Source organism: Aliinostoc sp. HNIBRCY26, from assembly GCF_050235535.1.
GTDB lineage: Bacteria > Cyanobacteriota > Cyanobacteriia > Cyanobacteriales > Nostocaceae > Trichormus.
The window spans coordinates 1,778,247-1,797,114 of record NZ_CP189852.1 but is presented as its reverse complement, the minus strand read 5'-3'; the positions used below and the strand labels follow the sequence as shown (position 1 = coordinate 1,797,114).

Sequence of the window (18,868 nt, the reverse complement as noted above, 5' to 3'; positions counted from 1 at the left end):
CCCATTATAAACAATGAAGTTTAAACTCAGATTTTAGTTGAGTAATTAAATATTGTTGTTTTATGTCCAAGATTATTTCGCTTTTTAAGATGGTAGGAGGAACTGTATTTCTACTATCTTTGAATATCTCTCCAGCCAACAGTGCAACAATTTCAGAAGGCTTTGAGAGTGGTACTAAAGGTAGTTATGCTGCTGGTGATGTTACCCTGAGTACGGGCATTTGGAATTTAAATGATGCTTTGATTGGTAATTTATCAACTGATGCCAAAACTGGTATACAATCGGCTCGGATTCGCAATAGTGGCAGAATCACAATGAAATTTAACCGCACCACAGGTGCAGGTACAATTACTATTAAACACGCTAAATTTGGTAGTGATGCTAGTACAAATTGGGGTTTATGGTGTTCAACTAATAGTGGTGCTTCTTGGTCACAAATTGGTTCTACAGTCACAACTAATTCTACAACTCTGCAAACCGTAACTTTCACCCCTAATATCGCTGGAACAGTTCGTTGTGAAGTTAGAAAAACAGATGGAACTACTAATAGAACCAACATAGATGATATCGTCATTACAGATTATGGTTCTGCTTCTGGTTCTTCTCTTCCAGCTGGTTCTGTGCCATTTTTTGATAATATCAACAATTCTGTTTCTGGTTTAGCTTTTGGTAGTCCCGCCGATGTTACTCCCCCGTCTCCGACTCTCAATAGCTTTGACATAGAAGTAAACAACCTCTGTGGCGCACCTGGTACAGTAGTTACTCCTAGTAATTTCCAAACCATGATGAATAATAACCCTACTGTTTTAGCAAATATTAAAAGCTATGTAGGTGGATTTCTTGTACCTGGAAGAACATCAAATGCACAGTTCTTAGAAGATTTAACGAATGTCTGGTTTAACGTCGAAGGATTTGAACACGTATTTTGTGGTGAACCTGTAGCTGGTGGTTCAATTGGTGGCTTACATTTTGTTGGTCGTTATTTAGAATTACAAGACAAAGGTTTAGCTGGACGGTTAGCCAACAATACATCGAACGAAGAGGTTTTACCAAATGCTATTTACACTATTGGTGCAATTGTAAAGGTAGGTAGCGGTACTGCTCAATCTACTATTAAAGGTTATGGTTACACGCTTAACGCTGAAGAAATTCTGTCAATTGCAACTTTAGGTTATAAAAATAACCCTAACACCAGTTCCACTAATCTAGCTTGTCATTTGACTGTAACTGATGCAGGTCAAACATTTAAGGCTGTATTTGTGAGAAGAAGTGGCGGTGTTCGTACTTTCTATCCAGATGCAACACCTAGCGGTAATCCCAACTGTGTAGAATAGGAATTTATCATTTTAAAAACCCCAACTACTGGCAATAGTTGGGGTTTATCTATTTTATCGGAAAAAGATAGATTCAAAACTTCGCCCCTGGTGGGCGTTAGCGTTAGCGTAGCGGGACTTTAGTCCATTGCGTTAGCGAAGCGGGGCGGGAGCATCGTTGCGAATTGCGAATTGCTAATTGCGAATTGGTTTTATCCTCTTTTGAGAGTCAGTGATAAATTGGATGACTGTACTAAATCACTATTGTTATTGCTATTAGCTTCCTCTGCTGCTGCTAGTAATTCCCGAATTAGTCGGACTATGGCTTTTTGCAACAATTGATTAGTAATTTGTTGACCTAAACGTTGCACATCTGGATTAAATAACAATTGAGCAATTTGAGGTGCAAATTTTGCTGGATCAAAACCGCGAGTTTCCCTCAAAATACTGGAGATATTTTTGATGTGTTCTAGGGTTTGTTGCTGTTCAACTGTGGCGGCTGGTGTTTCATTAATGGCTGTAATCCCTACTCTTTCTCGCAATAGATAAGTAAAGTTATGCAGCACATTTAGACCAACAGCGTTCAGTCCATTTAATAATTCATCTACCAGCTTATCGCGGATAAAAGCACCACGTTCAGAAGATAGGAAATCTAAACCTTGATTGACTACTAAATTAAAGTCGTATTCTTGGTTTTTGCGTGCGTTACGTAATAAGTTTTCTAAGCGATTCCACCGGAATCTACCCTCTTTAAAGAGTAAATCTTTGAGTGAGGTTCTTAATTGTGGTGCGGGGTCAGTTAATAACCGTTTAGCCACGTAAGGATAAGCTTCACTCAATACTTTAAATTCGGGATCTATAAATATAGCTATACCTTCCAGTGTCACCAAAGAACGAATAATTAAGGCGTAGTAGGGAGGAACGCGGAAGGGATATTCATACATTAATTCTGAAAGGTCATCAGTGATGCTTTTAATGTTGAATTCCGCTACACTAGCACCTTGAGCGTTAGCAAAGACTTTGGAAAATGCGGGAATAATCGGGGTTAAATCAGTTTCTGGGGAGAGGAAATCTAGCTTGACGTAATCTTGTGCTAGTCCTTCAAAATCACGGTTAACAACGTGAACGATCGCCTCAATTAAACCATATCTTTGGGGCGGTTGAATCTCGCTCATCATCCCAAAGTCAAGATAGGCTAATTTACCATCCGGTGTGGCTAATAAGTTACCTGGGTGGGGGTCAGCATGGAAAAATCCATGTTCTAGTAATTGTCTTAAAGAACACTGCACACCGACTTCTATTAAATAGCGTGCATCTATCCCTTGAGCGTTAATTTCTGCTGTTTGGGTTAACTTTGTACCGTTAATCCACTCCATCGTTAACACACGACGGTTAGTATATTCCCAGTAAATTTTCGGTACGTAAATGTCTTTAATATGACCATATAATTCAAAAAAGCGTTCTGCATTTTCACCTTCATGGATATAATCCATTTCTTCAAAAATGCGATCGCCTAATTCATCTAAAATCCCGACTAAATCACTGCGGACTCGCTTGACTTGTTTCTGTACCCAAGCCGCCAGCCCTCTTAAAATATATAAGTCTATGGTGATGCGTTCTCTTAAATCAGGACGCTGGACTTTGACAGCCACTTCTTCACCTGTTTTCAGTTTACCTTTGTAAACTTGCCCCAAGGAAGCAGCCGCAATTGGTGTAGCGGAAAGTTCGGTGTAAATCTCTTCTGGTGCGTTTCCTAATTCTTCTTCAATGAACTGATAGGCGATTTCATTGGGAAAAGCTGGTAACTGGTCTTGTAATCTGGTGAGTTCTTCTAGATAAATGGGAGGGACTAAATCCGGTCTTGTGGATAAAGCTTGTCCAATTTTGATGTAAGCAGGCCCCAAGCGCGTCAGCAACTCTCTTAATTGAATTGCGCGACGGCGATCGCTTTTCACCACAATTCCCCGTTTTCTATCCCACCATAAGCCCAAAACAAAGGACAAGGTAGGACTCAAAACTGCGAAAATGCGCCGCAAAACCTGTAAGGGTCTTCCTTGATAATAAACAGCGATTTCCGCAGGATTGTAACTCAATGTTTCAGGCTCGGTACTAGTTGTCAACATCGCCTGTTCTATAGTTTGGATTTCGCCCTCAATCGGTCGGGAGTTAGTGGGAAGTGTCTTAACAGTCATAGAAAAAGCCGCCGGTTGGATTGAATATGTTAAGCATTGTAACAATATGTTTAAAGTAATTCGTAAATCTTAATTTTGTGGAGTGTGGGTATGGGGGTTTGGGGGAGACAAGGTAGCAGATGAGAAAAACCGTTCCCTGTTCCCTGTTCCCTGTTCCCTCTCCTCTCATGACTAATGACCAATAACTAATAACTAATAACTAATTACTTTTGCTACACTTAAATGTGCTTGCTAGTTCAATATTAGTAGGTATTTGCCGAATCTCAAAAATTCAGCTTAACTTCCTGTAATTTGACAATATTCGGCATCTACTTTTAACAAAATATTAAGGTTCAAAGCTTCGCTTTTACGGTAGGCGATAGATACCTTGGTGTTTCTCTCCTGCTATCCCTTCACCCCTGCTTTTTCACAGAGAGTTGTTCTGATGTTGCTCTGCCTGCGAATTGAGAATTTTGCTTTAATTGATCAACTAGAACTGGAATTTGGCGCGGGATTGAACGTATTAACAGGTGAAACCGGCGCAGGAAAATCGATTATTTTAGATGCGATTGATGCGATTTTAGGGGGGAAAGTCTCTAGTCGCGCCATTCGTACAGGAACGGCTAGGGCGATGGTGGAAGGGACTTTCTCTTCAACGCCGCCCTTAGCTGCTTGGTTGACGGAACAAGAAATTGATTCAATTGATGATAGTTCTATAGTCATCAGTCGCGAAATTACAGCTACATCTAGTAACATTCGCAGTAGATCGCGGGTCAATGGTGTGTTAGTTAACCGCCAAATCATGACAGAATTGCGCGATCGCTTGGTGGAAATTACCGCCCAAGGTCAAACTGTACAGGTGGGACAATCCGCCCAAGTCCGTGATTGGTTAGATATATATGGCGGCGATTCCTTAGTTAAACAGCGTCAAATCATCACCACAGCCTTTAGTGCTTACCAACAAGCCCACACCAACCTCGAAAAACGCCGCACCTCCGAACGAGAACGTTTACAACAACTAGATTTACTCACCTATCAAGTCCAAGAACTATCAACAGCTAATCTCAGCGATCCCCAAGAATTAGAACAACTCCAACAAGAACGGGAACGTTTAAATCATGTCGTAGATTTGCAACAAATGAGTTACAAAATCTACCAAGCTTTGTATCAAAACGAAGACGAAACCCCAGCCGCAGCCGATTTATTAGGTGATAGTGAAGCTACATTAAATGACATGGTGGAGTATGATAGCCAACTGCAACCACTCCTAGACTTAATTAGAGATGCACAAACAGCTTTAATGGAAGTAGCACGACAAATCAACACCTATGGCGAAAGTTTAGAAGCTGATCCCCAAAGGTTAGAGGAAGTAGAAGAACGCATTCGAGAGCTAAAACAAATTTGTCGGAAGTATGGCCCTAGTTTACAAGAAGCGATCGCCTATTATCAAAAAATTCAAGCAGAATTAGCAGAACTTAACGACGGTGAACAAAGTATTGAAAGTCTAGAACAGCAAACAGCAGCCTGTTTAGAAAAACTCACTCAAGCCTGTGAAAAATTAACCCAATTACGCCAAAAAACCGCCGCTACTCTCGAATCTCGGATGATAGCTGAACTCAAACCCTTGGCGATGGAAAAGGTACAGTTTCAAGTCGAAATTACCCCCACACCACCAACGGCGGCGGGTGCAGATAAAATCACCTTCATGTTTAGCCCCAACCCCGGCGAACCATTGCAACCATTAACAGAAATTGCTTCCGGTGGGGAAATGAGCCGGTTTTTACTCGCCCTCAAAGCCTGTTTTACCCAAGCTGACGCAGCCGGAACATTAGTATTTGATGAAATTGATGTAGGAGTTTCAGGAAGAGTAGCCCAAGCGATCGCGGAAAAATTACACCAACTCAGCCAGCATCATCAAGTATTATGTGTTACTCACCAACCCTTAGTAGCAGCAATGGCAGACCGCCATTTCAGAGTGAATAAGCAAACTATCACCCAAGGTAAAGGTAAGAAATCAAACAATGGCAACACCGAACAGCGTACAGTGGTGCGAGTGACTAACTTAGATGATTTGACTACCCGTCGGGATGAACTAGCACAATTAGCCGGTGGTAAATCAGCCAGTGATGCGATCGCTTTTGCTGAATCGTTATTACTACAAGCCGCAAATCATCGTAGTCAAGGTAAGAGGGATTAGGGATTGGGGACTGGGGATTGGGGACTGGGGATTGGGGACTGGGGATTGGGGACTGGGGACTGGGGATTGGGGACTGGGGATTGGGGACTGGGGACTGGGGATTGGGGACTGGGGATTGGGGACTGGGTACTGGGGATTGGATTTTCTTCCCCTACACCCTTACACCCTTACACCCCTATACCCCATGCCCTATGCCCCATGCCCCATGTCCCATGTCCTAACCAAAACTTTAAAATTTTGTCCTAACAAAACTTTATCTTATTGAAGATTTGATGAATTATAAGTTACTCACCGACAAACATTAGACGATGTTTGTTATTTTGCTAGATGAATTAACCACAAAAGAGTAACAAAAATACATACACAGTAAAATTACACAATTAACACTGTTAGATTTTGAATTCGCTCTATTTCTTCTGTATTTTTATACTTGGACTGGGTATTCTAAATTAAACGATATCAAGAACAGCTAGCAATATCTGTAATTAACTGAGACAATATGAGAATTTTGGTGACGGGCGGTGCTGGGTTTATTGGTTCACATCTGATTGACCGACTCATACCCGAAGGACATGAAGTCATTTGTTTAGACAACTTCTATACAGGTCACAAGCGTAACATTTCTAAGTGGATAAATCATCCCAATTTTGAACTCATTCGCCACGATATCACCGAACCAATCCGCTTGGAAGTAGATCAAATCTACCATCTAGCTTGTCCAGCTTCTCCTGTTCATTATCAGTACAATCCCGTAAAAACTGTAAAAACCAATGTTATGGGAACACTGAATATGTTGGGGTTAGCCAAGCGTGTGAAAGCGAGATTTTTCTTGGCTTCCACTAGCGAAGTTTATGGAGATCCAGAGGTTCACCCCCAACCTGAAGAGTATCGAGGTAGTGTTAACCCGATTGGGATACGCTCCTGTTACGACGAAGGTAAAAGAATTGCTGAAACTTTAGCGTTTGACTACTACAGACAAAATAAGGTTGATATTCGAGTTGTCCGTATATTTAACACTTACGGGCCAAGGATGTTAGAAAATGATGGGCGAGTTGTTAGTAACTTTATTGTGCAAGCCCTGAAAGGTATACCTTTAACGGTTTATGGTGATGGCTCGCAAACTCGCAGTTTTTGCTATGTTTCTGACTTAGTGGAAGGATTTATCCGCCTGATGAATAGTGATTATGTCGGGCCAGTCAATTTGGGAAATCCTGGTGAATACACGATTCTAGAATTAGCTGAAGCTGTGCAAAATTTAATTAATCCCAATGCAGAGATTAAATTTGAAGCTTTACCTGCTGATGATCCTCGTCGTCGTCAGCCGGATATTACCAAAGCCAAAACCTTGTTAAATTGGGAACCTACTATCCCTCTACAGGAAGGGCTAAAGCTAACAATAGCAGATTTCCGCGATCGCCTGAACAACAGTGTCTAGATGCTCATACTCAATGCTGGCTAAACCGACTTGTAACTGCTACTAAACTGGCGGTGCTTCCTCAAAGATTGGAACTTTGGTATTGAGGACTACGTTGTTTAAGATAAACCCCCTAGATAAAATGAGGAGTTAACAATGCGTGTTTGTGTAATAGGTACTGGTTACGTTGGCTTGGTTACAGGTGCTTGTTTAGCTCACATCGGACACGATGTTATTTGTGTAGATAATAACGAAGAAAAAGTTAAATTGATGAAATCTGGGCAGTCGCCGATTTTTGAGCCTGGATTATCGGAAATCATGCAGTCTGCGATTCAAACCGGGAAGATAGAATTCTCAACGGATTTAGCTGCTGGGGTTACTCACGGAGAAATTTTATTTATTGCTGTAGGTACACCACCTTTACCCACTGGCGAAAGTGATACTCGCTATGTCGAGGCGGTAGCGCGCGGTATTGGTGCTAACCTCAATGGGGGTTATAAGGTAATTGTTAACAAATCCACAGTTCCCATCGGTTCAGGCGACTGGGTACGAATGATTGTGATGGATGGGATTGCTGAACGTCAAAAAACTCTGGTGACAGCTGGTGGCGGTAGCGAAGAAAAACTACCTGACTCTACACCCCAGTTTGATGTCGTGAGTAACCCAGAGTTTTTACGGGAAGGTTCGGCTGTATACGATACATTCAACCCTGATCGCATCGTCTTGGGTGGTAACAGCACAAAAGCAATCTCTATGATGCAAGAACTATACGCACCAATTGTAGAGCGCAAATTTGCTGAGGATAAATCTTCACCTTCTGTACCTGTGTTGGTGACAGACTTGAGTTCAGCAGAAATGATTAAATATGCTGCTAATGCTTTCTTGGCAACTAAGATTAGTTTTATTAACGAAGTAGCTAACATTTGCGATCGCGTTGGTGCTGATGTAACTCAAGTAGCTAAAGGTATTGGTTTAGACTCCCGTATTGGTAGCAAATTCTTACAAGCTGGTATTGGTTGGGGTGGTTCTTGTTTCCCCAAAGACGTTTCAGCGTTGATTCACACTGCTGATGATTATGGTTATGAAGCTCAGTTATTAAAATCTGCCGTTAGTGTTAACGAACGTCAACGTCTGATTGCATTAGAAAAACTCCAGCAAGCTTTAAAAATCCTCAAAGGTAAAACAGTTGGTTTATTGGGTTTGACCTTCAAACCTGATACTGATGATTTACGCGATGCGCCAGCACTCAATTTAATCGAACAGCTAAACCGCTTAGGTGCTAAGGTCAAGGCCTATGACCCCATCATTTCCCAAACCGGAATGCGTCATGGTCTTTCCGGTGTGTTGGTAGAAACTGATGCTGAACGTTTAGCTGATGGTTGTGATGCGTTGGTACTCGTCACTGAATGGCAACAATTTAGCTCTCTTGACTACAGCAAGATGGCAAAATTGATGAATAATCCTGTAATTATCGACGGTCGTAACTTCCTCGACCCCGAAACCATGATTCGTGCTGGATTCCAGTATGTGGGCGTTGGTAGAAGATAATTAACTAATAATTAGGGCTTGCGGAAAAAGTCCTTTAGTGGAGGGAGGGAACAGGAAACAGTTTTACCCTAATTTTTTCCAATTTTTTGGAGGCAAAAAAATTGGAGACGCAAACTTTTTCAGCCTCATATCCCAATTCTCTTGCACTTTTTTCCCAAAAATAACCGCGAATTGCTTACTAACAAAGAGTTTTAAAGTTATTCAACAGACCCTAATTAGTTTCATAACACCACTAAAAACCGTCTAGAAGTTTCTGGACGGTTTTTAAGTACGTTAGCGTAGCGAGGCGCAGCCCATTACGAATTACGGGGAATTCTTTCAATTTCGGCGTAGCCACTAAAAATTAACCTTTGACCTTCAGTGTCTAAACGATTTAACCGCATTTTCACCCCATCTAGGTCAAACTTATCCAAATCAACCATATTATCTAAAATCTCTGCCAGTGCTAGACCAAGATTTTGGGAAATAGCTTTTTGTGATTCTGGGACTGAATCAAGCTCAATTTTGGGGTCTTTAAAAGCAATCCGGCGACGCTTTTCCACGGCTATGCTTAAAATCATGTGCAGTGGTATGAGTTCACCATTATTTAAATCTGCCTTGGCGGAAAGCTGTAGGCAATTTTGCGGTAATAGTTTTACTTGGACATCAGTGAAAGAGACTGGCTGACCACCAGATAATTCTGTTAAAGCAGGTGCTGAGAGATTAACTAGACGTTTTTTGACTAGTTCAGCATTAAAAGCTTGATTTATACCGTCTTCTGATAATACTACTTGAGCGATCGCCTGAGTTGGTTGCTTGAGATTTAGTTTACCCGCTAGAACTGCACTAAAGTCAATAGCTACAGCATCGGTTTCAAAGGACATTTCCTCGACTGCAAAATCTCTGCGAATCACCAAGCCACGACCACTCATTTTGAAACTATCAATGCTGCCTTGCAACAGTTTGCTGGAGGGATAGCAGCGCACAAGGACTTCTACTGACTCGCTTTGAGTAAACAAATGGCGAATCGTTTGGCTGGCGACTGTGTTGAGCATTTTTTCGCCCCAATCAGTGCCTTTTGGATCTTGTAAACCAGTTAGTCCGCCGAACATTTGGTTTGGGTCTCTAGAAGTTCTTTGTACTTTTGTAACAAAATGTGAACGATACGGCAAGCGATCCCGTGATTTAATGTGCTGATAGTTTGACAAGAGACAACTAATGATAGATGGGGAATGGGGAATTGGGCATTGGGCGTTGGCGCAAATATTTATCCCTTGTCTCCCTTGTCTCCCTTGTCTCCCTTGTCTCCCCTTCTCCCAGTCCCCTAATTCTTCCCATTCGGTCGCTGAATAATGGTTTCCACAACCCGCCGTTTAGCTTTGGGGTCAATGCCAACTAAGCGCACGTATTCACCACTATACTCAGCTAAACAAGATTCTAAAGTAGAAATAGCGTCAGATTCAGCATCAATGTGAATACTACCGCAACTTTGCCAAGAACCGGTGCGAAAGCGACGTTCGTCTACGTGTTCAAAATTAATTTGATGACCTTGAGATAGGATTTGCCGGATTTGTTCTTGTGTTTCTAGGTTTAAATGTGTACTAGAATTTTGCTGTTTTGGTGGATTGCTTGATTTTACCTCAGCTGAGGGTGTGGGTTGATAGCTTTTACCTCGATTCAAACGATTGTATTCATCTACCAACTGGGAAGTTTCTACGCGTTTTTGTTCAGCCACCATGAATTTCCCAGACTCAATTAAGTGAGAGAGGCTAAAATCTGGTTTCTTAAAGACTGGTGGGCCTTCGACGCTATTGACGACGCGTAAAGAGATGTGTTCAAATCCTACTTGATGGATAAAGTCGCGGATTTGTTCGTCGTAAATGCGCGATCGCAATGCACTAAAAAAGTCAATCGATTGATGGGGGAAAGTATCCACTAACTGTTCAATTTCACGCTGTGAAAGTCCATCTTCCGCAAAAATTCCACCAACAATTCCCACCTTATCATCGCGGTTAGGCTCCCAATAAAACTTTTCCATTCGTCCATCACGAATTAATGGCGCGTAGAGAGTGGAAAAATCATTACCTGTCACAATAATGGGTACACGCCGAATTGGATTTGCATCATAGCTTCCAGGTAACTGCACATCGGTAGGATTATCAGCAATATTCATCAGTGTGGCGTTTACCAACTGAGTATTTACAGTGTATTGTGTACCCTCATCAAAGCGTCCTGCGCCTGCATCTAAATCATTAATCATCAGTACGCACATTTTGCCACGTACTTTAATGCGTTCGGCTGTTTCTCGATAGCGTAGGCGAATTAACCTTGCTGGATCTCCTGCATCGGGACTTTCCAATTCCCCACCAGAAATCAATGTGACTTCCACGCCCATTTTTTCAAAAGCTAACTCACATTGAAATGTTTTACCTTCACCTTTGCGTCCGTGAATTCCTAAAATCAAAGGGACTCTAATACCAGGAATATTCAAGAAGTTCTTGGTGATGTGAACCGCCAGTTTGTCTAAAAAGCGTGGAGCAATATAATAAGCCATAAGTTCATCCCTGGTGAATATTTATAACAATAATGCTAAGTTTTTTTTGGGGTCTAATGTTGATTTAACTTGCGATAGAAGTTACAAATTTTTTACCACACACGTTGTATGGGATAGTTATCAAAAATTGTATCTGCACTGAGGATAGGTAGATTTTCTGTAATAGCTTATGCAATTAGCAATCGAAATCATCAGATATTGTGACTATTCCCTTGGCACTCCCGAATCCAAGACGGCGTTTTATCGGCAATACAGGAGTTAATTTTACAACAGGTTGATTGTCTTTAACGATGATAATTTCTTCACCACCGAGTGCTGCATCAATCAAATCTGATAAATTCTGAGAAGCTTCAGCTAAAGTAATTTGTGTCATAATTTCTGCCTATAGTGAAATTGAGATGAATATTTTCTAATTTAATCAATTAAGACTATTTTGATAGCTGTTGTATAAAATTTTCATATGCTGGAGAATTTAAACTAGCTGTGTATCGACGCTCAAATTCGTGACGCGTGAGTCTGTCCCCACTTTCTAGGGGAGGAATTTTTACACTTTGCTCACAGCCTTTTTCTAAAGATGATGTCATTAGCAGATTCCTCACAGGAGTGTTGCTGCATCTGGTATAGGCAATTTTTATCTCAGCCAATTTTGCCAAGCATCCCAATGCTCAACAAGTTGGGCAAATTCTGCATAACCTGCACTTCTCGGATGTGCGCCATCATAATTTCTGGCTTCTTCTAGCCAAACTTTCGACTGTTTTAATTTTGAAAATACGTTAAGATAAGGAACATTTAATTCATGGCAAACTAAAGCAAATTCCTGAGCTAAATCATCAATTCTCTGATTTTGTTCCTCATCTCCACACGGTGGAGGGCTAACCATTAAAACAGGATATAAATTTTTCGCTTCACTTAAAATACTATGGATATTTGCTAATGATTGCGTAATCTCAACACGAGTTTTCCCATTCTCCATACTGGTATCGTTAACACCACAAGAAAATACAACTCTACCATCATATTCTTGTGGTAAACGATAGGAGGCTTCGTTTAACCATCTCTGTCTTAATTCTGTACTTGTTTCTCTCCTGACACCTAAATTATAGTAGGTGATGTCATAACCTTTTTTATGAGCATTGACACAGATTCGTCCTGTCCAGCCCAGGTATTCTGGGTCTCCTGTGCCGTTCACAAAAGATTCTCCTAGAAAACAAATTCTGATTTGCGATTTATATTTATCGTTCACATAACCTCTAACTATTGGCATTAATCTCTAGGATGATCTTGAAACCAATTAACAGCAAAATCAACTGCATTTCGCATATTAAAAAATTTTGTTGTGGCAGAACCAACAGTAGAGCTTTTCACTTGACCGGTGCTTTCAAAAGCTGCACCTATTTCAGCAAAACAACTATTATCAATATCAATATCTGTAAACCATTGCCAAATTCGCTCTCCTGCGGCGATAATAGGCGCGCCTTTTGTCACTTTTTCTAATTGACCAATTCGGTACTCAGCTAAATGAAAACTTGTGCAGTTGTCGTATCCCACTCCCAATAACAATACCCAAGCGTTCAAATTATAGAGATGAGCTAATGGTGAATTTTCTCCCAGGGAATAATCAAGAGAGTGATTTGCAATGATCTTGTCAGCGTCTTTTCCCCAAGCAGCGAAGGAAACTTGCGGGTGAGAACTTCGCAGCACATTTTGACAAGTACGGAAGGTTTCCACTATTTGACCCATACCTCGTGTTGGGGTAACTTGTGGATCAAAAGCTGGCATAGTTTCACGAATGATAGACCACCACTCTTGAGGAACTGGTGGTTCTTGCCATGCAGCAGGGTCAGACAAATCACCGGAGTGGGTAGGCATGACTAAGTTTCCGCTTGGTGTGATGACATCCATCAAGGCCTGAACTACTGCGACTGAACCGCCGCAAACCCATCCTAATGAACTTAAGGAGGAATGAACTATGACTGTCATTCCTGGGATAAGTCCCGCATGGAATAAATCTGCGGCTAAACTCTGACGAGTACGGGGTGATGATGTATTGAGAATTATTTTTGCTTCACTCATAAGACAACAAAAGAGAGGTAAATGACTTTACCTCTCTTGAATAAATTATTTAAACCAAATCAGCTTTTAGTATCTGCTGGGTTTGTGAACGATGAAGCTGAGGATTTGGCACTGCTTGATGTTGTCAAATCCTACAACACGGATGTAGTTACTAGGATACTGAGAACGGCAAGCTTGAACTTCGCCTAATACTTCACGGGTGGTTTGGGCATTGAACAAGGGGAGCTTCCACATTGTCCAGTAGAATTCGGTAGGTTCGGAAGTCTCGTTGAATTCAATTGCGGGGATGTAACCTTGGTTCAGGATGTACTGAACTTGCTTTTCAATTTGAGCGTCGGTGAGGGGGGGTAAGTAAGACAGGGTCTCGTAACGACGTTCTTTTGGTAAGGTTTGCATGGCTAAGTAATAACTGTTTACTATTTGGTGACGACTGAGAGATTTCCTAACTGGCTAAGTTATCCCGGTCAGGATCGGAAAATCTTGGCTGTTCTGATTCAGGACTGGGGTTGGATAAACTCAGCTGCGTAATGCGTTCTAAATGCTGGCGACGTTGTTCCATATTGGCTTGCTGAATGCCGGTGCGAATCATTTCGGGGAGAAAATCAGCAACTTCTTCGGCTATGTGTTCTCTGACCGTCATAATTCGCAGTGCCAAGTCTGGCTTTGCTTGTAAAAGTTCTGCGATGTATTTTTCTCCATCTTGAACTTTTCCGGCAGAAAAGTTTTGTAACCAATGCGCTAAAGGAGGATTCGTTTCGCCTAGCTGTGCCAGAACTGTCCTTAGTGCCTGATAAGTCAGGTAGCTTTGGAGAGTCTTGGCTGTGTCCTTCGCAATTTGCTTGAGATTCATGCTTGACCCAGCCCAAGTTTAAGTAAAAAGTCAAAAGTAAAAAGTAAAAAGAAGGAATGAAAATTTTCTTTTACCCTTTGGTATGAGCCGCTTGCTGATGTGGGAAACTCTCACTTCAGCAGTGGCTTACCTTTTAACTTTTTACCTTTTACTTGATGATCAGACGGTATCCATTGCCTCAAACTCGAACTTGATTTCTTTCCACAGTTCGCAAGCAGCAGCCAATTCAGGAGACCACTTAGCAGCTTCACGAATAACGTCGTTACCTTCGCGTGCCAAGTTACGGCCTTCGTTACGAGCTTGGATACAAGCTTCTAAAGCTACGCGGTTTGCGGTTGCACCAGGAGCGTTACCCCAGGGGTGTCCGAGTGTACCACCACCGAATTGTAGTACGGAGTCGTCACCGAAGATTTCTACTAGTGCGGGCATATGCCATACGTGGATACCACCAGAAGCAACTGCCATTACACCAGGTAGAGAAGCCCAATCTTGGGTAAAGTAGATACCGCGAGACTTGTCTTGCTCAACGTAGTTTTCGCGCAACAGGTCAACGAAGCCCATTGTGATACCACGTTCACCCTCTAATTTACCTACTACAGTACCGGTGTGGATGTGATCACCACCGGATAAACGTAAGGCTTTAGCCAATACACGGAAGTGAATACCGTGGTTCTTTTGACGGTCGATTACAGCGTGCATCGCGCGGTGGATGTGCAGCAATAAACCGTTGTCACGACACCAACGCGCCAAGGTGGTGTTAGCTGTGAAACCTGCTGTGAGGTAGTCGTGCATGATGATGGGCATATTGAGTTCTTTAGCGTACTCAGCCCGCTTCAACATTTCTTCGCAGGTAGGCGCGGTGACGTTGAGGTAGTGACCTTTGATTTCGCCTGTTTCGGCTTGAGACTTGTGGATAGCATCAGCTACGAACAAGAAGCGATCGCGCCAACGTTGGAAAGGTGCAGAGTTGATGTTTTCGTCGTCTTTGGTGAAGTCCAAACCGCCGCGTAAACATTCGTACACTGCACGACCGTAGTTTTTAGCAGATAGACCTAATTTTGGTTTGATGGTGCAACCCAACAAAGGACGACCATATTTGTTTAATTTGTCACGCTCAACTTGGATACCGTGGGGAGGGCCTTGGAATGTTTTGATGTAAGCAACTGGGAAGCGAATGTCTTCTAGACGCAATGCCCGCAAAGCTTTAAAACCAAATACGTTACCTACAATTGAGGTTAAAACGTTGGTGATGGAGCCTTCTTCAAAGAGATCCAGAGGATAGGCAATGTAGGCAATAAACTGGTTGTCTTCGCCAGGAACTGGTTCGATATCGTAGCAACGACCTTTGTAACGATCTAGATCGGTTAATAAGTCTGTCCATACGGTTGTCCAAGTACCAGTAGAAGACTCAGCCGCTACAGCCGCAGCTGCTTCTTCAAAGGGAACTCCAGGCTGGGGTGTAACACGGAATGCCGCTAAGATATCCGTATCTTTAGGTGTGTAATCAGGTGTGTAATAAGTTAGTCTGTAATCTTGAACCCCGGCTTTATACCCAGCTTTTGACTGAGTCTTCGTTTGAGCGTAAGACATATCTATCCTTCCAAGATGTCACTCTTTTTACTTATCAAATCACATTGTGGGCAGTTTTTTCTCGCGATCGCTCTATCTCTCCATCAGCAAGGAGAAAAACAGGAATAACTTTTTTTAGAGGTTTTCTTTGGTTGAGGGTAGCGATTTTCTGCTAGTGACGACTGGTAAATCTCTTCACCCGTCTTCCCTCGTGGGGATTGCATAACTTCACGGTTGTGCTTTATCCCTCATGCCAACATTTAAAAATTCTCTTTTATCTGTTTTTCTCACTCCACTACAGTGCTTTATCTCATTGCTACCTTCGCGCTAGGGTGAAAGTATGAGTTATTTCCCAAAATCCCTGTGTATTTAGGTAATCGGGTTGTTGTTCACAAGTTTCCGCCCATACTTTCCTGATGTCTTCCTGATTTACCAGAAATAATCAACAGGAGAGAGTCTGACTTGACGGAGTACCTAGTGGAGTGATGAGCGCGAGACAAAAAGTTGCACACCACGAATTTGTAACTTGTCTCACAATATATCAAGAAATGGCATAAGTTATTCTTTGAAAATTTTTAACTTATATATTTAAATTTGTTATTACATAAATATTTAAACATTTTGTTTCAAAGACTTTACAAAATAACTCTTTAGTTATAAGCACTTTGGCGAAGTGATTGAGTGCTGAGTGCTGAGTGCTGAGTGCTGAGTGCTGAGTGCTGAGTGCTGAGTGCTGTTAGCGGTAGTGCGGCGTTTAGCTGGTGATGAGTGAATAGTCATTAGTTATCGCTTTTCTCGCCCTGCTTCCCTAGTTTCCCAGTCCCCAATACTTCGACAAGCTCAGTACAAGTCCCCAGTCCCCAATCCCCAGTCCCCAGTCCCCAATCCCTAGTCCCCAATCCCCAATCCCCAATCCCACCCCTAATGTTTAAAAACTACTAACTGCGGGAAAACTGAGATCAATTGTTAGCCAGTCTAGGTAATGGCTACAGGTATTGTCTCCAAAGGAAATTTCACCGTGGTATTACTTTACAAACGTACTAGTTTATTGATGACTTCAATATTGCTGGGGTTGATGGTTGTGCCGAATATTTCAGCTAAGGCGCAAACTACTCCTAAAGTTGATGCTTCGGAGTTAGCCCCGACTTATCCTCCTTCAGCACCGCCGCCACGAGTAGCACCGCTACCTGATGAACGAAACTTGGAAGAACGGGCAGTGGAAACTGATTATCGGGTGAATAATTTACTCGCAGATTTTTCAGGTAATCTTTGGGTGGGTTCTTGGCGAGGATTATCACGTATTGACCCCAAAACCGGTAAAATTTTGGGGCGTGTTAGTCTACCTAATACTGCCATTGGTGCTTTAGCACAGGATAAAGTCGGAAGGTTATGGGTAGGAACTTATGAAGGACTTTTACGGGTAGAACCGCGCACTAATGAAATTAGCACCCAAAATTTATTGTTGCCTTCTAAGCGGGTGTTATCGCTACTAGTTGATAAGCGTGGTTATCTGTGGACGGGAACTGACAATGGTTTAGCGTTAATTAGTCCTGACCAAGGCTTAATTATGACCACAGTGAAGAATTTACCTGGTGTGAGTGCGAATGCTTTGACTTTAGATGCTGAAGGTCAACTTTGGGTGGGGACTCTGGATGGTGTCGTGCGAGTCAATACCGCTAGTGGGTTGATTATGAAACGTATCAATGATTTACCTGGGACGACAGTACAAACTTTAGCTATTAGTCCAGAAGGTTTAATTTGGGCGGGAATGCCTAATAATTTACTAGTGATTAATCCCAAAACTGGAATAGTGTTGCGTTCGGTGGCGCGTTTGCGGGGGAGGAATGTCACCGCAGTTCGTTTTGCAAAAGATGGTAGTGTGTGGGTAGGGACTAACGATGGTTTGTTACGATTGAATCCAAATACAGGTGCAGTGTTAGATGAAGTGGCGGGACTACCTTCTAGTCGAGTTTTGACGCTTGTTCCAGACGTTGCAAGTAAATTATGGATTGGTACAAGTGAAGGTCTAGCTTGGTTAATGCCCAAAATGGAAAGTGCCAAACCTCATCTAGCTTTCAGCCGTGCTGTGAAATGAAAAAATGGGAATTGGGTATGGGGCGTATCAATTCAAAATTCAAAATTCAAAATTCAAAATTCAAGAGTTTTTTGCCCCTGCTCCCCTTGTCTCCCTTGTCTCCTGATTTCCCAATTCCTGATTCCCGATTCCCAATGACCCATACCCAATTCCCAATTTCTGATTGACGAAAATGGCAATTACTACCCAGCAATTAATTCAACTTAAACAACAGGGACGCGCAATTGTAGCCTTGACTGCATGGGATTGCGCGATCGCTCACATCCTCGATGCGGCTGGTGTAGACTTAATCCTAGTGGGGGACTCGATGGCGGCGATTTTGGGGTATAAAAACACGCTGCCTATTACTCTAGAGGAAATGCTGCACCACGCTAAAGCTGTGCGTCGTGGTGTCAAACGGGCTTTGGTGGTGGTCGATTTACCGTTTCTGACTTATCAAGAAAGTGTGCAGCAAGCCATCTACTCGGCTGGACGGGTATTAAAGGAGACAGGAGCGCAAGCCGTTAAATTAGAAGGTGGTTATCCCGCAATGGTGGAAACTGTGACGCGGTTGGTGCAGGCGGGAATTCCGGTGATGGGTCATGTGGGTTTGACACCGCAGTCTGTGCATCAGTTGGGTTTGCGACAACAGGGGAAGACTGAAGAGACAGCCGAGAAAATTTTAAACGAAGCGATCTCTCTCGAACAAGCAGGTGTATTTGCGATCGTTTTGGAGCATATACCCGCCGATTTGGCAATGCAGATTACACAAAAATTGAGCATTCCCACAATTGGTATTGGTGCGGGTTCGCACTGTGATGGTCAAGTTTTAGTCACCTCAGATGTACTGGGGTTATCAGAAAAACAACCACCATTCGCTAAAGTCTATACAAATTTACGGGAGACAATCACCCAAGCTGTAAAAGATTACGCTACAGAAGTACGTGAGAGGAAGTTTCCAGAATATTAAATGGGAATGGGGGATGGGGAAGGAAATATCTTGTTGTGGAGCAGTGAACAAGCTGAACAGGAAAAACAACGTGCAGAGAAATTGGCTGCTAAGTTGCGTGAGATAGGTGTTGACCCTGATGCGATCGCCTAATGTCATCAGTGAATAATTAAGTTA

Annotated in this window: 18 protein-coding genes; 7 read left to right on the top strand and 11 right to left on the bottom strand. The window is 42.4% G+C overall.

Features of this window, described 5'->3' with window-relative positions; translation table 11 throughout:
* Nucleotides 1-62: 62 nt before the first annotated feature.
* Nucleotides 63-1,334, top strand: coding sequence for an EndoU domain-containing protein (locus ACQFX9_RS07560; protein ID WP_427161422.1), 1,272 nt, complete (start codon nt 63-65; stop codon nt 1,332-1,334).
* Nucleotides 1,335-1,525: 191 nt separating this feature from the next.
* On the opposite strand, the gene ACQFX9_RS07555 is transcribed toward ACQFX9_RS07560, so the two are convergent.
* Entirely contained in the window at nt 1,526-3,505 is a 1,980-nt protein-coding gene (locus tag ACQFX9_RS07555) for an ABC1 kinase family protein (protein WP_427161421.1), read from the bottom strand.
* A 424-nt stretch (nt 3,506-3,929) separates the two neighbouring features.
* On the opposite strand from ACQFX9_RS07555, the gene recN reads away from it, so the two are divergent.
* From recN to ACQFX9_RS07540, 3 genes are all read left to right on the top strand, one after another.
* A complete protein-coding gene (gene recN / locus ACQFX9_RS07550; protein WP_427161420.1) occupies nt 3,930-5,681 on the top strand; it encodes a DNA repair protein RecN in 1,752 nt (583 codons plus the stop codon).
* Between the two features lie 499 nt (nt 5,682-6,180).
* Nucleotides 6,181-7,116 carry a UDP-glucuronic acid decarboxylase family protein gene (locus ACQFX9_RS07545; RefSeq protein WP_427161419.1) on the top strand — a complete coding sequence of 312 codons (936 nt, stop codon included), beginning with the start codon at nt 6,181-6,183 and terminating at the stop codon, nt 7,114-7,116.
* A gap of 135 nt (nt 7,117-7,251) precedes the next feature.
* Nucleotides 7,252-8,643 carry a UDP-glucose dehydrogenase family protein gene (locus ACQFX9_RS07540; protein ID WP_427161418.1) on the top strand — a complete coding sequence of 464 codons (1,392 nt, stop codon included), beginning with the start codon at nt 7,252-7,254 and terminating at the stop codon, nt 8,641-8,643.
* Between the two features lie 296 nt (nt 8,644-8,939).
* Here the strand turns inward: ACQFX9_RS07540 and ACQFX9_RS07535 are convergent, their stop codons facing one another.
* The 10 genes from ACQFX9_RS07535 to ACQFX9_RS07490 all read right to left on the bottom strand — a co-directional run bounded on the left by ACQFX9_RS07535 (nt 8,940) and on the right by ACQFX9_RS07490 (nt 16,448).
* Entirely contained in the window at nt 8,940-9,734 is a 795-nt protein-coding gene (locus ACQFX9_RS07535) for an LmeA family phospholipid-binding protein (RefSeq protein WP_427161417.1), read from the bottom strand.
* Between the two features lie 212 nt (nt 9,735-9,946).
* Entirely contained in the window at nt 9,947-11,176 is a 1,230-nt protein-coding gene (locus ACQFX9_RS07530; protein ID WP_427161416.1) for a ribulose bisphosphate carboxylase small subunit, read from the bottom strand.
* A gap of 175 nt (nt 11,177-11,351) precedes the next feature.
* Nucleotides 11,352-11,549, bottom strand: coding sequence for a type II toxin-antitoxin system Phd/YefM family antitoxin (locus ACQFX9_RS07525; RefSeq protein ID WP_427161415.1), 198 nt, complete (start codon nt 11,547-11,549; stop codon nt 11,352-11,354).
* 55 nt (nt 11,550-11,604) lie between these two features.
* Complete coding sequence (locus ACQFX9_RS07520; protein ID WP_427161413.1) at nt 11,605-11,760, bottom strand: hypothetical protein; 156 nt, start codon at nt 11,758-11,760, stop codon at nt 11,605-11,607.
* A 47-nt stretch (nt 11,761-11,807) separates the two neighbouring features.
* Nucleotides 11,808-12,440: a GDSL-type esterase/lipase family protein gene (locus ACQFX9_RS07515; RefSeq protein ID WP_427161412.1), complete on the bottom strand. Its 633-nt coding sequence runs from the start codon at nt 12,438-12,440 to the stop codon at nt 11,808-11,810.
* The gene (locus tag ACQFX9_RS07510; RefSeq protein ID WP_427161411.1) at nt 12,440-13,249 is read right to left on the bottom strand and encodes an aminoglycoside N(3)-acetyltransferase; all 810 of its coding nucleotides are present in this window, start codon (nt 13,247-13,249) and stop codon (nt 12,440-12,442) included. The genes ACQFX9_RS07515 and ACQFX9_RS07510 overlap by 1 nt, the downstream gene beginning before the upstream one ends.
* Before the next feature lie 66 nt (nt 13,250-13,315).
* Nucleotides 13,316-13,645, bottom strand: a complete 330-nt coding sequence (locus ACQFX9_RS07505; RefSeq protein ID WP_236142854.1) for a ribulose bisphosphate carboxylase small subunit — start codon at nt 13,643-13,645, stop codon at nt 13,316-13,318.
* A 46-nt stretch (nt 13,646-13,691) separates the two neighbouring features.
* A complete protein-coding gene (rcbX, locus tag ACQFX9_RS07500; protein WP_427161410.1) occupies nt 13,692-14,099 on the bottom strand; it encodes a RuBisCO chaperone RbcX in 408 nt (135 codons plus the stop codon).
* A 159-nt stretch (nt 14,100-14,258) separates the two neighbouring features.
* On the bottom strand, nt 14,259-15,689 hold the full coding sequence (locus ACQFX9_RS07495; protein WP_236142852.1) for a form I ribulose bisphosphate carboxylase large subunit: 1,431 nt from the start codon (nt 15,687-15,689) through the stop codon (nt 14,259-14,261).
* A 633-nt stretch (nt 15,690-16,322) separates the two neighbouring features.
* A complete protein-coding gene (locus ACQFX9_RS07490; protein ID WP_427161409.1) occupies nt 16,323-16,448 on the bottom strand; it encodes a hypothetical protein in 126 nt (41 codons plus the stop codon).
* Nucleotides 16,449-16,650: 202 nt separating this feature from the next.
* Here ACQFX9_RS07490 and ACQFX9_RS07485 point away from each other — a divergent pair, with 202 nt between their 5' ends.
* The 3 genes from ACQFX9_RS07485 to ACQFX9_RS07475 all read left to right on the top strand — a co-directional run bounded on the left by ACQFX9_RS07485 (nt 16,651) and on the right by ACQFX9_RS07475 (nt 18,844).
* Nucleotides 16,651-17,763 carry a ligand-binding sensor domain-containing protein gene (locus ACQFX9_RS07485; RefSeq protein WP_427161408.1) on the top strand — a complete coding sequence of 371 codons (1,113 nt, stop codon included), beginning with the start codon at nt 16,651-16,653 and terminating at the stop codon, nt 17,761-17,763.
* Nucleotides 17,764-17,935: 172 nt separating this feature from the next.
* A complete protein-coding gene (gene panB / locus ACQFX9_RS07480; RefSeq protein WP_427161407.1) occupies nt 17,936-18,712 on the top strand; it encodes a 3-methyl-2-oxobutanoate hydroxymethyltransferase in 777 nt (258 codons plus the stop codon).
* Nucleotides 18,713-18,844, top strand: coding sequence for a hypothetical protein (locus ACQFX9_RS07475; RefSeq protein ID WP_427163063.1), 132 nt, complete (start codon nt 18,713-18,715; stop codon nt 18,842-18,844).
* Nucleotides 18,845-18,868: the final 24 nt, after the last annotated feature.

Excerpts from the sequence above, each read along its gene's own strand:
- recN (WP_427161420.1), top strand. The coding sequence starts at position 3,930 with ATGTTGCTCTGCCTGCGAATTGAGAATTTTGCTTTAATTGATCAACTA.
- ACQFX9_RS07495 (WP_236142852.1), bottom strand. The coding sequence starts at position 15,689 with ATGTCTTACGCTCAAACGAAGACTCAGTCAAAAGCTGGGTATAAAGCC.
- ACQFX9_RS07560 (WP_427161422.1), top strand. The coding sequence starts at position 63 with ATGTCCAAGATTATTTCGCTTTTTAAGATGGTAGGAGGAACTGTATTT.
- ACQFX9_RS07515 (WP_427161412.1), bottom strand. The coding sequence starts at position 12,440 with ATGCCAATAGTTAGAGGTTATGTGAACGATAAATATAAATCGCAAATC.
- ACQFX9_RS07505 (WP_236142854.1), bottom strand. The coding sequence starts at position 13,645 with ATGCAAACCTTACCAAAAGAACGTCGTTACGAGACCCTGTCTTACTTA.
- ACQFX9_RS07545 (WP_427161419.1), top strand. The coding sequence starts at position 6,181 with ATGAGAATTTTGGTGACGGGCGGTGCTGGGTTTATTGGTTCACATCTG.
- ACQFX9_RS07510 (WP_427161411.1), bottom strand. The coding sequence starts at position 13,249 with ATGAGTGAAGCAAAAATAATTCTCAATACATCATCACCCCGTACTCGT.
- ACQFX9_RS07485 (WP_427161408.1), top strand. The coding sequence starts at position 16,651 with ATGGCTACAGGTATTGTCTCCAAAGGAAATTTCACCGTGGTATTACTT.
- ACQFX9_RS07530 (WP_427161416.1), bottom strand. The coding sequence starts at position 11,176 with ATGGCTTATTATATTGCTCCACGCTTTTTAGACAAACTGGCGGTTCAC.
- ACQFX9_RS07535 (WP_427161417.1), bottom strand. The coding sequence starts at position 9,734 with ATGTTCGGCGGACTAACTGGTTTACAAGATCCAAAAGGCACTGATTGG.
- ACQFX9_RS07525 (WP_427161415.1), bottom strand. The coding sequence starts at position 11,549 with ATGACACAAATTACTTTAGCTGAAGCTTCTCAGAATTTATCAGATTTG.
- ACQFX9_RS07520 (WP_427161413.1), bottom strand. The coding sequence starts at position 11,760 with ATGACATCATCTTTAGAAAAAGGCTGTGAGCAAAGTGTAAAAATTCCT.
- ACQFX9_RS07540 (WP_427161418.1), top strand. The coding sequence starts at position 7,252 with ATGCGTGTTTGTGTAATAGGTACTGGTTACGTTGGCTTGGTTACAGGT.
- ACQFX9_RS07475 (WP_427163063.1), top strand. The coding sequence starts at position 18,713 with ATGGGAATGGGGGATGGGGAAGGAAATATCTTGTTGTGGAGCAGTGAA.
- panB (WP_427161407.1), top strand. The coding sequence starts at position 17,936 with ATGGCAATTACTACCCAGCAATTAATTCAACTTAAACAACAGGGACGC.
- ACQFX9_RS07490 (WP_427161409.1), bottom strand. The coding sequence starts at position 16,448 with ATGACTATTCACTCATCACCAGCTAAACGCCGCACTACCGCTAACAGC.
- ACQFX9_RS07555 (WP_427161421.1), bottom strand. The coding sequence starts at position 3,505 with ATGACTGTTAAGACACTTCCCACTAACTCCCGACCGATTGAGGGCGAA.
- rcbX (WP_427161410.1), bottom strand. The coding sequence starts at position 14,099 with ATGAATCTCAAGCAAATTGCGAAGGACACAGCCAAGACTCTCCAAAGC.